This is a genomic window from Sphingomonas sp. Ag1, from assembly GCF_000980895.1.
In the GTDB taxonomy this organism is placed as follows: domain Bacteria; phylum Pseudomonadota; class Alphaproteobacteria; order Sphingomonadales; family Sphingomonadaceae; genus Sphingomonas; species Sphingomonas panaciterrae.
Genome location: NZ_LAZX01000092.1, coordinates 151,901 through 163,849, shown reverse-complemented (window position 1 = coordinate 163,849; position 11,949 = coordinate 151,901). Strand labels below are relative to the sequence as shown.

Annotated in this window: 12 protein-coding genes; 7 read left to right on the top strand and 5 right to left on the bottom strand. The window is 66.4% G+C overall.

Annotated elements, in window-relative coordinates; translation table 11 throughout:
- Window positions 1–508: 508 nt before the first annotated feature.
- From cobT to XM50_RS11520, 3 genes are all read right to left on the bottom strand, one after another.
- Window positions 509–2,332 (bottom strand): cobaltochelatase subunit CobT, encoded by a 1,824-nt coding sequence (gene cobT / locus XM50_RS11530; protein ID WP_046409565.1) that lies wholly within the window; start codon window positions 2,330–2,332, stop codon window positions 509–511.
- Window positions 2,333–2,495: 163 nt separating this feature from the next.
- Window positions 2,496–3,500 (bottom strand): cobaltochelatase subunit CobS, encoded by a 1,005-nt coding sequence (cobS, locus tag XM50_RS11525; RefSeq protein ID WP_046409563.1) that lies wholly within the window; start codon window positions 3,498–3,500, stop codon window positions 2,496–2,498.
- Between the two features lie 46 nt (window positions 3,501–3,546).
- A complete protein-coding gene (locus XM50_RS11520; RefSeq protein WP_046409560.1) occupies window positions 3,547–4,242 on the bottom strand; it encodes a winged helix-turn-helix transcriptional regulator in 696 nt (231 codons plus the stop codon).
- Between the two features lie 63 nt (window positions 4,243–4,305).
- Here XM50_RS11520 and XM50_RS11515 point away from each other — a divergent pair, with 63 nt between their 5' ends.
- The 6 genes from XM50_RS11515 (at window position 4,306) to XM50_RS11490 (ending at window position 8,147) form a co-directional block, all read left to right on the top strand.
- The gene (locus tag XM50_RS11515) at window positions 4,306–4,740 is read left to right on the top strand and encodes a VOC family protein (RefSeq protein WP_046409559.1); all 435 of its coding nucleotides are present in this window, start codon (window positions 4,306–4,308) and stop codon (window positions 4,738–4,740) included.
- Between the two features lie 84 nt (window positions 4,741–4,824).
- Window positions 4,825–5,523, top strand: a complete 699-nt coding sequence (locus XM50_RS11510; RefSeq protein ID WP_046409557.1) for a glutathione S-transferase family protein — start codon at window positions 4,825–4,827, stop codon at window positions 5,521–5,523.
- Window positions 5,520–6,233 (top strand): DUF1428 domain-containing protein, encoded by a 714-nt coding sequence (locus XM50_RS11505; protein ID WP_046409675.1) that lies wholly within the window; start codon window positions 5,520–5,522, stop codon window positions 6,231–6,233. Before XM50_RS11510 ends, XM50_RS11505 begins: the two co-directional genes overlap by 4 nt.
- Before the next feature lie 18 nt (window positions 6,234–6,251).
- Entirely contained in the window at window positions 6,252–7,037 is a 786-nt protein-coding gene (locus tag XM50_RS11500; protein ID WP_046409556.1) for a VOC family protein, read from the top strand.
- Window positions 7,034–7,534, top strand: a complete 501-nt coding sequence (locus XM50_RS11495) for a VOC family protein (RefSeq protein ID WP_046409553.1) — start codon at window positions 7,034–7,036, stop codon at window positions 7,532–7,534. Before XM50_RS11500 ends, XM50_RS11495 begins: the two co-directional genes overlap by 4 nt.
- A complete protein-coding gene (locus XM50_RS11490) occupies window positions 7,527–8,147 on the top strand; it encodes a dihydrofolate reductase family protein (protein ID WP_046409551.1) in 621 nt (206 codons plus the stop codon). Before XM50_RS11495 ends, XM50_RS11490 begins: the two co-directional genes overlap by 8 nt.
- A gap of 57 nt (window positions 8,148–8,204) precedes the next feature.
- Here the strand turns inward: XM50_RS11490 and XM50_RS11485 are convergent, their stop codons facing one another.
- Both XM50_RS11485 and XM50_RS11480 read right to left on the bottom strand, forming a co-directional pair.
- Window positions 8,205–8,504, bottom strand: coding sequence for a hypothetical protein (locus tag XM50_RS11485; RefSeq protein ID WP_046409550.1), 300 nt, complete (start codon window positions 8,502–8,504; stop codon window positions 8,205–8,207).
- Complete coding sequence (locus tag XM50_RS11480) at window positions 8,504–11,362, bottom strand: M16 family metallopeptidase (RefSeq protein ID WP_046409548.1); 2,859 nt, start codon at window positions 11,360–11,362, stop codon at window positions 8,504–8,506. Before XM50_RS11480 ends, XM50_RS11485 begins: the two co-directional genes overlap by 1 nt.
- A gap of 124 nt (window positions 11,363–11,486) precedes the next feature.
- On the opposite strand from XM50_RS11480, the gene XM50_RS11475 reads away from it, so the two are divergent.
- The gene (locus XM50_RS11475; protein ID WP_046409547.1) at window positions 11,487–11,948 is read left to right on the top strand and encodes a MarR family winged helix-turn-helix transcriptional regulator; all 462 of its coding nucleotides are present in this window, start codon (window positions 11,487–11,489) and stop codon (window positions 11,946–11,948) included.
- The last annotated feature ends 1 nt before the right edge of the window (window position 11,949 follow it).

Sequence of the window (11,949 nt, the reverse complement as noted above, 5' to 3'; positions counted from 1 at the left end):
GGCCCTCGTTATGGCAGTGCCGTCCGCTGCCCGGGACGGGTTCTGTACGCAGTGTGTTCCAGCGCATCAACCGTCGCCACCGTCGCGGTGCGATCTGCGCGCTGATCCGATTGCACGGTCAACCGCTGATGAAGATCAACCGACATTGATCACGATCAACATCAGCGCGCCCAACTGCCATTAGATGATCCCGGTTCGGAACAATTGACGGCTAGTTTCGTTTTCCCTCCGAAACGGCGCCGTTTTTGGGCTGTTCTTTGTCCCGCCGCGCTGGCAGAGGATTTGTTCAATCTCAGCCTTTTAGCCATTCCGGATTCTGCAAACGTGATTGATGTCAGTCGGGAGATGATTGCCTACGGCTTGATCGGAACGGTTGCGCTCGTTGCGACTCCGGTCATCATCGCGTTAGTAAAACGCCGAAAGCGGGAGAAGTTGCGGCGCCGCGGGATCAAGCGTTACGGACATTAAGGCCGCGGCTGTTTACTGAAAGGCGCTTGCCACGCGCTGCTTATTCAGCGTCGAACAATGCCGCGAGTTGTTCGATGATCGTGCCGCCGAGCTGCTCGGCATCCATGATCGTCACTGCGCGATTGTAATAGCGCGTCACGTCGTGGCCGATGCCGATCGCGATGAGCTCCACCGGTGAGCGGCGCTCGATCCAGTCGATGACCTGCCGCAAATGACGCTCCAGATACGATCCGCTGTTCACCGACAGCGTCGAATCGTCGACCGGCGCGCCGTCCGAGATCACCATCAGGATGCGGCGTTCCTCGGGCCGGGCGATCAGACGGCCATGCGCCCACAGCAGCGCCTCACCGTCGATATTCTCCTTGAGCAACCCTTCGCGCATCATCAGGCCGAGCGAGTTGCGCGCGCGGCGCCACGGCTCGTCGGCCTGTTTGTAGACGATGTGGCGGACGTCGTTGAGGCGGCCGGGCTGTGGCGGGCGGCCAGCGGCGAGCCATGTCTCGCGGCTCTGCCCGCCCTTCCAGGCGCGGGTGGTGAAGCCCAGGATCTCGGTCTTGACCCCGCACCGCTCCAGCGTGCGCGCGAGGATGTCGGCGCTGATCGCCGCGATCGAGATCGGGCGGCCGCGCATCGAGCCGGAATTGTCGATCAGCAGCGTGACCACCGTGTCCTTGAACTCGGTGTCCTTTTCCACCTTGTAGGACAGCGACTGCATCGGGTTGATGACGACCCGGGCGAGACGCGCCGCGTCGAGCAGTCCTTCTTCCTGGTCGAAATCCCACGACCGGCTCTGCTGCGCCATCAGCCGCCGCTGCAGCCGGTTCGCCAGCCGCGACACCACCGCCTGGAGCGGCACGAGCTGCTGATCGAGATAGCCGCGCAGCCGCGCCAGTTCGTCGGTGTCGCACAATTCGGTGGCGGCGATCACCTCGTCGAACTGGGTGGTCCAGATCTTATAGTCGAAGTCGGGCGACCAATCGGTGGTGGGCCGGTTCGGGCGGACGGGCTGCATCCCCTCCTCCCCTTCATCGGTCGGATCGCCATCGAGGTCGTCGAGATTGTCCTCGCCCTGCTCCTGCCCCTCGCCCTCGGTATCCTCCGATTCGCGCTGCTCGCCGCGCTGCTCGGATTCGGCCTGACCCTCGCCGTCCTGGCTTTCGCCTTCCTCGCCCTCGTCCTGCTGCTCGCTGTCGGTGCCCTCGTCCTCGCTGCCGCCGTCATCGGCATCCTCTGGCGCCCTGTCACCCTCGACCAGTTCGAGATCCTCGAGCAGCTTCATCGCCAGGCTCTGGAAGGCGCGCTGGTCGTCGAGCGCCAGCGCCATGCCGCTGAGATCGGCGCGCTCGTTGATCCAGTCGCGCACCAGCGCGAGGCCGGCGGCGGCGCTCGCCGGCGATTCCTGCCCGGTCAGTGCCTCGCGCACCATCAGGCCGAGCGCGGTGGACAGCGGCACCTCGTCACGGTTGCGCGCACGGGTGATCGGATCGGCACGCAGGCGAACGTCGAGCGCCTGCGCCAGATTATTGGTGATGCCGGCGTAGCCACGGCTGCCGAGCGCCTCGACCCGGGCGCCCTCCACCGCGTCGAACACGGCGCGCGCAATCGCCTCCTGCGGGGCGCCGCGCGCATGCATCGCAGGATCATGGTGCTTGAGCCGCAGCGCGAAACCGTCGGCGAAGCCGCGGGCCTCCGCGACCTGATCGGCCGGCAGGCTGCGCGCCGGCATCGGCACCTTCAGATGCTTGCCCGACTGGGTCGGCGCATCGGCGGTGAAGGCGAGTTCAAGCTCCTGCTCCTCCGACAAGGCGCGCGACGCGCCGCCGAGGACGTTCTTGAACCGATCGAGCGGGGTTTCGGTGGCCATCAGCTGTATTCCTTGCGCGCCATGCCGGCGTCGCGACGTACATGGGAGAGCCCGGCCCGGCGTACGCCCCGGTGATCAGGGCGACACGCCGGAAGGACGGTGGGCGCAGGCGTCGCCAGCCATGTCTCCCCGGTCGACAAGGTGGGTCAGGCCCTCCGCGGCATCAAGCCTTGCCCACCACGCTTTCGGGCAGGTCCTTGCCGAACACGCGCTGGTAATATTCGGCGACCAGCGGCCGTTCCGCCTCGTCGCACTTGTTGAGGAACGACAGGCGGAAGGCGAAGCCCACGTCCTTGAAGATCAGCGTGTTCTGCGCCCAGGTGATCACCGTGCGCGGGCTCATGACGGTGGAAATATCGCCGTTGATGAAGCCCTTGCGCGTCAGGTCCGCGACGCGGATCATGTCCTCGACCTGCTTCTTGCCCTCCGGCTTGTCATATTCGCCCGACTTGGCGAGCACGATGTTCGCCTCGGTCGCGGCCGGCAGGTAGTTCAGCGTGACGACGATGTTCCAGCGGTCCATCTGACCCTGGTTGATCTGCTGCGTGCCGTGATACAGCCCGCTGGTGTCGCCGAGGCCCACCGTATTGGCGGTCGCGAACAGGCGGAAATAGGGGTTGGGGCGGATCACGCGATTCTGGTCGAGCAGCGTCAGCTTGCCCTCCGTCTCCAGCACGCGCTGAATCACGAACATCACGTCCGGGCGGCCGGCGTCATATTCGTCGAAGACCAGCGCGGTCGGCGTCTGCAGCGCCCAGGGCAGCAGCCCTTCGCGGAACTCGGTGATCTGCTGACCATCCTTCAGCACGATCGCGTCGCGGCCGATGAGGTCGATACGGCTGATATGCGCGTCGAGGTTGATACGGATGCACGGCCATTTCAGCCGCGCCGCCACCTGTTCGATGTGCGTCGATTTGCCGGTGCCGTGATAGCCCTGCACCATCACGCGGCGATTGTGCGCGAAGCCGGCCAGCACCGCGAGCGTCGTGTCCGGATCGAACACATATGCGGGGTCGAGATCGGGCACCCGCTCATCCGCCTCGCTGAAGGCGGGGCATTGCATGTCACTGTCGATCCCGAACATCTCACGCACGCTGACCATCTTGTCGGGCGCGTCGAGGATCGTCGTTTCGCGGCTGTCGGGAAGCGTGTTCGGGATATCGGTCATGCGCGCCTCGGAATTAACACGACTGCCTTAGGCCCGTCGCCGGTGGTTATTCAACCTTTGCCTTTGCCGGCAGATGGAAGAGATCGATGAACTGACGGGCGAGCGCACGGTTGCCGGCGAACACCAATTCTCCGGCCGCCTCCGCCTCCTCGATCGGCCATTTGCCATAGACGATGTTGGCCATGATCCGCGCATTGGTGGTGAAATGCACATCGGCCTCCCCGGCCCCGCGGACGATCGGCAAGTCGCCGTCGACCAGCCGGGCGAGGAATGATTCGGCCCCGAAGGTGAAGGCGACGGTGCAATCCGGGCACGCTTTGGCCTTAACCGGATCGATCATGGTGCGAAGCGACAGCATCATCGATGCCGAGGATAACGGCAGCATCGGATCATGATCGGGCGATCGCGCGGCCCAGGCGCCCAATGCCTTGATCGCGCCTTCCGCCTCATAGCCCCAGGCGGTGAGTTCATAGACCTGCACGCTGGCGGGCGGCGGCAGCCGGTGCCGTTTCAGGATGCGTGCGGCCTCCAGCCCCTCCAGCCGCTGGGTCAGGACATTGGCGCTGATCCCGGGCAGCGACGCCTTCAACTCGCCGAAGCGGCGCGCGCCGAACATCAATTCGCGCACGATCAGCATCGACCAGCGCTCGCCGACCAGTTCCATCGCCAGCGCCGTGCCGCAGGCGTCATCATACCATCGGCGCCGGCCCAGAAACACCCCAGTTACTTTTTCTGACTTCATTGTTGCTTTTAATAACTACGAGGCGCACAAACCACAAGCAACGAGTCGCAAGGGAGAGGTGCGATGGCGAGAATGATCTTCGTCAATCTGCCGGTGAGCGATGTGGCGCGCGCCACCGCCTTCTACGAAGCGCTGGGGTTTCGCCGGAACCCGAGGTTCTCCAACGAACAGGCATCAGCGATGGTGTGGTCCGACGAGATCAACGTGATGCTGCTCGATCGTGCTTTCTACGCGACCTTCACCGACAAGACGCTGATCGACGCGCATACGACCTCGTGCGTGCTCCTCGCCATCTCGCAGGATAGCCGGGAAGAGGTGGACGCTATCACCGAGGCTGCCTTGGCGGCCGGCGGGCGGGAGACGCGCGAGCGGCAGGACATGGGCTATATGTACGGGCGCGCGTTCGAGGACCCCGACGGCCATGTGTGGGAGCCGATGTTCATGGACATGGCCGCCGCGCAACAGGCGATGGCGCAGCCCGACACGACGGCCGCCTGACGAGCACCGGGAAGAATGAGCGCGCCCCTGAACCGCCGCGCCCGCCCGGACACGCCACGACACAGAAGGACGAGGAGCGAGAGGATGGAACGGCCAAGGATTACCGCGTTCGATTGGGTGCCGCCCTTTGCCGAGGGGCAGGTGCGCGACCTGCGGGTTCGCTGGGCGCTGGAGGAAGTGGGACAGCCCTATGACGTCACCTATCTGTCGCAGGGCAGCCAGAAGCATCCGGAGCATCGCCAGCGCCAGCCGTTCGGGCAGGTGCCGACCTATGAGGAAGGCGATCTGGTGCTGTTCGAATCGGGCGCGATCGTGCTGCATATCGCCCAGCGCCACGGCACGTTGCTGCCGCAGGAGCCGGGCGCGCGGGCACGGGCGATCGAATGGATGTTCGCCGCGCTCAACACCGTCGAGCCGCCGATCATGGATCATGCCATCGCCACCCTGTTCGAGGCGGACCAGCCATGGTCGCGCCCACGGCTGCCCTCGGTCGAGGCGCGAATCCACGAGCGACTGGAGGAACTGTCGCGCCGCCTGGGCAATCGCACCTGGCTGGAGGACGATGTGTTCACCGCGGGCGACCTGCTGATGGTGTCGGTGGTGCGCATCCTGGAGGATGACGGCTACCTCGATCGGTACGACAATCTGCGCGCCTATGTCGCGCGGGGGACCGACCGGCCGGCGTTCCAGCGCGCGCTGGCCGACCAGCTTGCCGGCTTCACCGGCGCGCCGCCGCCGGAAATCGCCGAATGGCTCGCGGCGCGGGAAGGAGCGGCGGCATGACCTATGTCGATGGCTTCGTGGTGGTCGCGCCGACCGCCAACAAGGATCGCTACATCGCCCATGCCGAGGCAGCGCGGGTGCTGCTGCGCGAGTTCGGCGCGACGCGCAACGTCGAGGGATGGGGCGATGACGTGCCGCGTGGCGAGGTCAACGACCTGTGGGGCGCAGTCGATGCGCGCGACGGCGAGACCGTCCTGTTCAGCTGGATCGAATATCCCGACAAGGCGAGCCGCGACGCCGCCGGGCAGCAGATGATGAGCGATCCGCGGATGGAGCAGCTGGGACCGATGCCGTTCGACGGCCAGCGCATGATCTTTGGCGGGTTCGAGGTCATCAGCGAGGCCGGGCCGGGCGGCGATTGCGGCTATGTCGATGGCGTCGTCCTGCCGGTCGCGGTGGCGCGGCGTGACGACTATCGGCGCTTTGCCGAAACATCCGCCGCCGCCTTCCTCGATCATGGCGCCACTCGCGTGGTCGATGGGTTCGGCGACGACGTGCCGGTCGGCAAGGTCACCGATTTCCGCCGCGCGGCGCGGGTGCAGGATGGCGAAACCGTCGCCTTCGGCTGGATCGAATGGCCATCAAAGGCGGTGCGCGATCGCGGCTGGGAAGCGCTGATGAACGATGAGCGGCTGTCGGGCGGCGGCGACCGGCCGTTCGACGGCAAGCGCATGATGTTCGGCGGCTTCGTACCCGCCGTCGATGGCTGAGCGAGCGGGAGGAAGGCGATGCGCAACGGGCATGGAAAGCCGATCTGGTACGAATTGCTGACCACCGATCCTGACGCTTCGGGCGAGTTCTATCGGCAGGCGATCGGGTGGACGATCGGGCCGAAGCCGTCGGAGGGACCGGATTACCGGATGCTCGTGACGGCGGACGGCAGCAATGTCGGCGGGATGATGTCGCTCGATCCGGCGATGGTGGCGGGCGGCGCGCGGCCGACATGGCTGTTCTACATCGGGGTCGATGATGTCGATGCGACGGTGGCGCGGATCACCGCGGCGGGCGGCAGTATCCACCTGCCCGCGTTCGACATGCCGGGTGTCGGCCGGCTGGCGATGGTCGCCGACCCGCAGGGCAACGCCTTCTACGTCATGCGCGGCGCGGTCGACGCGCCCAGCACGGCGTGGGAGCGCACCGGCATGGGCAAGTGCAACTGGCACGAACTGGTCACCACCGACCAGGCGGCGGCCAACGCATTCTATGCCGACATCTTCGGCTGGACCTTCCCGGGGAAGATGCCGATGCCCGAGGGCATGGGCGATTATGTCTTTACCGCCGTGGGCGACGAGACGTTCGGCGCGACGATGCAGGTCAACCAGCATCAGCCGACGCCGGGCTGGCTGTTCTACTTTCGCGCGCCCGACACCGAGAAGGCCGCCGCTGCCGTGGCGGCGGGGGGTGGCACCGTCCACGCCGGGCCGATGGAGGTACCCGGCGGTGACCGGGTGATCGTCGCCAGCGATCCGCAGGGCGCATCGTTCGGCATCGCAGCGCCCGGAGACGCATCATGAGCCACGACAAGATGGTCACCTGCCTCTGGTTCGATTCCGGAGAGGCCCGGGCCGCCGCGCAATTCTATGCCGCGACCTTTCCCGATAGCCATGTCGACAGCATCCAGACGTCGCCGGCGGACAATCCCTCGATGGCCGCGGGGGGCGAGCTGACGGTCGAGTTCACGTTGCTCGGGCGCCGGTTCCTCGGCCTCAACGGCGGCCCGGCCTTCTCCCCCAATGAGGCGGTGAGCTTTATGGTGATGACCGAGACGCAGGAGGAGACCGATCGCTATTGGGATGCGATCGTCGGCAGCGGCGGGCAGGAAAGCGATTGCGGCTGGTGCAAGGATCGCTGGGGCTTTTCGTGGCAGATCACGCCCCGCGCGCTGATGGAGGCGATGGCTGATCCCGACCGCGCCGCCGCGAAACGCGCGATGGAGGCGATGATGACGATGCGCCGGATCGACATCGCAGCGATCGAACGGGCACGGCGGGGTACGGCGATCGATGCGTAGGATCATCGGCGGCCTATTCCTCTCGATCGACGGGGTGATCCAGGCACCCGGCGGGCCCGAGGAGGACCCGAGCGGCGGCTTTGCCCATGGCGGGTGGATGGCGGGCTATGACGATGACGTCACCGACGCCTTCATCGGCGAGCATATCATGGGAGCCGAATACGACCTGCTGCTCGGCCGGCGCACCTATGACATCTTTGCCGATTACTGGCCGCGCCACCGGGACAATCCGGTCGGCGAGCGGTTCGCCCGGATCACCAAATATGTCGTGACGTCGACGCCCGGGACGCTCGGCTGGGAGGGATCACAGGCGCTGGTCGGCGATCCGGCCGTGGCGGTCGCGCGCTTGCGGGAAGCGGACGGGCCCGATCTGCTGATCCAGGGCAGCGGCCAGCTTTACCCCGCGCTGCTGGGGGCGGGGCTGATCGACCGGCTGTTCCTGACCATCGTGCCGATCATCCTGGGGACCGGACGGCGTGCATTGACCGGCGGGGCGCCAGCGGGGCTGCGGCTGGTGGACCACCGGGTGAGCGGCACCGGGGTGATCATGGCCGTCTATGAGCGTGACGGCGCGGTGCGCACGGGCGACTTTTCGCGTCAGGACGGCGCCTAGCGCTCATGCGCGCCAATCGCACCACCCCGACCGATCGATCGGGGCGGTGCGCCTGGTTCAGGCGGTGCGAGTGCCGGTCAGCGGGAAGCTGCCGAACGCGCCGGCGCCGACGGTGCCGGAAACGGTGTCGCCATCGATCGTCACGTTCATGTCGAGCGTCATCGGCATCGGCACGGTCATCTGCTGCTTCCAGGTCAGCGTGTTGCCGTTCACCTCACCCGAAACATCGGCAGCGCCCATTGCGCCCGAATTGGTGCCGGTGAAGGTGTTGCCGTCGCTCTTTACGGTCAGCGTCGACTTCTGGTCGCCCAGCGGGGACTTCACCACGACGTCGTAGGTGCCATCGACTCCAGCCATCATTTTCTCTCCTGTGGGGCGCCCGCCACGGACGCAGCACTCATCACCTCAACCGGCAGTCCGATGCTGTCAAGTTGCGGCCGGACCACCTTGGCATCACCCACCACGACCCAGACGAAGCGCTCGGGATCGATGACGCTACGGATTGCGCCGGCCAGTTCGTCGCGGGTCATCGCGCGATAGGCCTGCGGCAGGGTCGTGTAATAATTGTCGGGCCGCTGGTAGAGGTCATTGGCCTGCATCGCGCTCAGGACATCGCCGGCGGTCTCGAAATTGCCGGCCAGCGATCGAATCGCGCCGGTGATGCTGCGATCGAACTCCGCTTGGGTCAGCGGCTTGTCACCGACGAAGGCGCCGATCTCCTGCCGCAGCGAGGCGATCGCCGGGCCGGTCTTGTCCGCCTGCACCGGCGCATTGACCAGATAGGGCGCGGCAAAGGCGTTGCGCTGGAACGCGCCATAGGCGCCGTAGGACCAATGCTTCGTCTCGCGCAGGTCCATGTTGATGCGGCCCAGGAAGTCCCCGCCCAATGCGTCATTGGCGGTGATGACGGGCAGCAGATCCTGCGTGCCGCGCAGGTTGGTGCGCAGCGCGCCGGTAATGCGCGACTGCGGCGAATCCGGCCGGTCGACCAGGATGATGCGCGGTGCCGGCAGGCTGCGATCCTCGCGGAACACCTTGGTCCCCGCCGGGCCGGCGCCCTGCCAGTCGCCAAGCCGGGCGTTCAGCACCTGCTGCACCTCCGCCATCGGCCGGTCGCTGACGACGAAGATCTTGGCCTTTTCGGGCCGCAGCCAGGCGCGCTGGAAGGCGATCAGATCGTTGCGCGTCAGCGCCTGCACTGCCGCGGCGTCACCCGTGCCCACGTTCTTGGCATAGGGGCTGCCCGCGCCATAAGCGATCGGCGGCACGATGCGCTGGGCAATGCCGGCGGGATCGGTCAGCTCCTGCGCGATCTGCGCCAGCACCTGCCCGCGCACGCGCGGCAGCTCGCTTTCCGGGAAGGTCGGCGCGCGCAGCAGATCGGACCAGATGTCCACCGCCGGCGCGAGGTTGGCGCTCGGCGCACGGAAGCTGATGGTGGTGCGATCGGGCGACGAACCGGTGAAGATGTCGAGCCCCAGCCGCTCCTTCGCCTCTGCAAGCTGGATCGAGTTCAGCCGCGGCGTGCCCTCGTCGATCATCGCCAGCGTCATCGCCTGCGTGCCCAGCCGGTTCGCATCGTCGGCGGCGGTGCCGGCGTCGAAGCTGGCAACGACCTGAGTCACCGGCACTGCGGTACGCTGCGCATAGACCAGCTCGATCCCGTTGCGCAGCGTGGCCCGCTGGACCGTCGGGAAGGCGAGCGCGCCGACCTCACCCACCTTGGGCATCGGTTCGCGCGTACCCTTGGCGGCCACCTCCGGCGCGGCGGTCTGCGGCGCGGCCGGCGGCACCTGCGCCTCATCATAGGCATCACGCTCACCGGGTACGACCGTCAGCGTGTAGCCGGGGCGCGCCAGCCACTGCTGCGCCGCCGCCTTGACCGTTGCCGGCGTCTGCGCGGCAAGCGCGGCGAGCTGCTTTTTGTAGAAGCCCGGGTCGTTGGAATAGAGCGCGCCTTCGGCCAGCGCGACCGCCTTGCCGCCGAAGCCGCCGACCGATTCCAGTCCGCCGATCCGGCGCGAGACGATGGTGGTGAGCGTGCGCTGCACCTCATCGGCGGTCGGTCCGTTGCGGACGAAATCATCGACCAGCGCGTCGAGCCGCTTCTGCACCACCGCCGGATCGACGCCGGGGCGCACGACTGCCTGGATGGTGAAGGTGCCGACCTGCGCGAAATCGGAATAGTTCGCGCTCACCTGCACGGCCGTCTTGTCGCCCTTCACCAGCGCATTGTCGAAGCGCGAGCTGGCGAGGCCGCCCAGCACATAGGCCGCGACCTCAAGCGCCGGTGCCGCCGGATCGTTGAGGCCGGGTACGGGCCAGCTCTTGACGATCAGCGGTGCGGCGACCCGGTCCTTCATCACCTCGCTCTTGGGCTGCGCCAGTACCGGCACCGGCGCATTGGGCGCGACGCTCTTGGGACCAGTCTTGATCGGGCCGAAATATTTGGTGGCGAGCCGGCGCGCGGTGGGAACGTCGATGTCACCGGCGAGCACCAGCACCGCATTGTTTGGGCCATAATGGTCGCGGAACCAGCTCTTCACATCATCGAGCGACGCGCGGTCGAGATCGGCCATCGAGCCGATGGTGCTGTGGCCATAAGGGTGATCGGCCGGAAAGGTGCCCTCGATCAGCTTGTAGGAGACCAGGCCGTAGGGCTGGTTGTCGCCTTCGCGCTTCTCGTTCTGCACCACGCCGCGCTGCTCATCGAGCACCGCATGCGCGATGGCGCCGGTCAGCCAGCCCATGCGATCGCTTTCGAGGTACAGCGCCTGTTCAAGCGCCGCCGTCGGCACCGTCTCGAAATAATTGGTGCGATCGAAATAGGTGGTGCCGTTGAGATCGGTCGCGCCGACCTGCTTCAACGGTTCGAAGAAGTCGCCCGGCGCATTTTCGCTGCCGTTAAACATCAGATGTTCGAACAGATGCGCGAAGCCCGTCTTCCCCTTCGGCTCATGCTTGGAGCCGACGTCATACCAGACGGACACCGCGACGACCGGCGCCTTGCGATCGGTGTGCACCACCACGCGCAGCCCGTTGGGCAGGGTGAACTGCTCGTAGGGAATGTCGATCGCCTTGACGAGATCGGCGACCGGCGCGGCCTTGGGGAGAGAGGCAGCACGCGCCGTGGCGGCGGGGGCGGCCGGGGCATTCTGCGCGAAAGCAGGCATGGCGAGCGCAAGCGCCGCGGCGCTCGCGGTGAGACGGATCATCAGACGCAAGGCGGAAGACTCCATACAGATGCGCCAGCCTAACGCTGCTCGTCGACGGGCGAAAGCCGGCAACGTTTCGATACAAATATTGACTGCCGAAACAATCATTGCCTAAGCAACGGATATGATCTTCACCGACTCGTCCTTCTATCCCGATGTGTCGCCCGGATATCTGGTGCGGGTGATCCATCAGATGAGCGTGGCGGCGATCGACCGAACGCTGGCGGAGGATGGGATGACCGCGACCCAGTGGATGACGCTGGTGTCGCTCTACTTCAATCATGCCGATACCTGCGCCGGGCTCGCGCGGCGGATGGCGCATGACAAGGGCGCGATGACGCGCATCATCGATCAGATCGAGGCGAACGGCTGGGTGCTGCGCCAGCGCGATCCCGACGACCGGCGAGTCGTGCGGCTGACGCTGACCGACGCCGGCCGGGCGGCGGCGCTTTCCGCCAAGCAAAAGGTGATCGCTTGCTGGAACGGCTTTCTCGCGGACTGGAGCGAGCGAGAGGTGGAGGATCTGGTGCACATGCTGCAGCGCCTGCGGAACACCATGGAGGAAGGCGACGCATGTCAGGGATAAG

What these genes read in the sequence shown, in the direction of transcription:
- cobT (WP_046409565.1), bottom strand. Translation starts at nt 2,332, where the DNA reads ATGGCCACCGAAACCCCGCTCGATCGGTTCAAGAACGTCCTCGGCGGC.
- cobS (WP_046409563.1), bottom strand. Translation starts at nt 3,500, where the DNA reads ATGACCGATATCCCGAACACGCTTCCCGACAGCCGCGAAACGACGATC.
- XM50_RS11520 (WP_046409560.1), bottom strand. Translation starts at nt 4,242, where the DNA reads ATGAAGTCAGAAAAAGTAACTGGGGTGTTTCTGGGCCGGCGCCGATGG.
- XM50_RS11515 (WP_046409559.1), top strand. Translation starts at nt 4,306, where the DNA reads ATGGCGAGAATGATCTTCGTCAATCTGCCGGTGAGCGATGTGGCGCGC.
- XM50_RS11510 (WP_046409557.1), top strand. Translation starts at nt 4,825, where the DNA reads ATGGAACGGCCAAGGATTACCGCGTTCGATTGGGTGCCGCCCTTTGCC.
- XM50_RS11505 (WP_046409675.1), top strand. Translation starts at nt 5,520, where the DNA reads ATGACCTATGTCGATGGCTTCGTGGTGGTCGCGCCGACCGCCAACAAG.
- XM50_RS11500 (WP_046409556.1), top strand. Translation starts at nt 6,252, where the DNA reads ATGCGCAACGGGCATGGAAAGCCGATCTGGTACGAATTGCTGACCACC.
- XM50_RS11495 (WP_046409553.1), top strand. Translation starts at nt 7,034, where the DNA reads ATGAGCCACGACAAGATGGTCACCTGCCTCTGGTTCGATTCCGGAGAG.
- XM50_RS11490 (WP_046409551.1), top strand. Translation starts at nt 7,527, where the DNA reads ATGCGTAGGATCATCGGCGGCCTATTCCTCTCGATCGACGGGGTGATC.
- XM50_RS11485 (WP_046409550.1), bottom strand. Translation starts at nt 8,504, where the DNA reads ATGGCTGGAGTCGATGGCACCTACGACGTCGTGGTGAAGTCCCCGCTG.
- XM50_RS11480 (WP_046409548.1), bottom strand. Translation starts at nt 11,362, where the DNA reads ATGATCCGTCTCACCGCGAGCGCCGCGGCGCTTGCGCTCGCCATGCCT.
- XM50_RS11475 (WP_046409547.1), top strand. Translation starts at nt 11,487, where the DNA reads ATGATCTTCACCGACTCGTCCTTCTATCCCGATGTGTCGCCCGGATAT.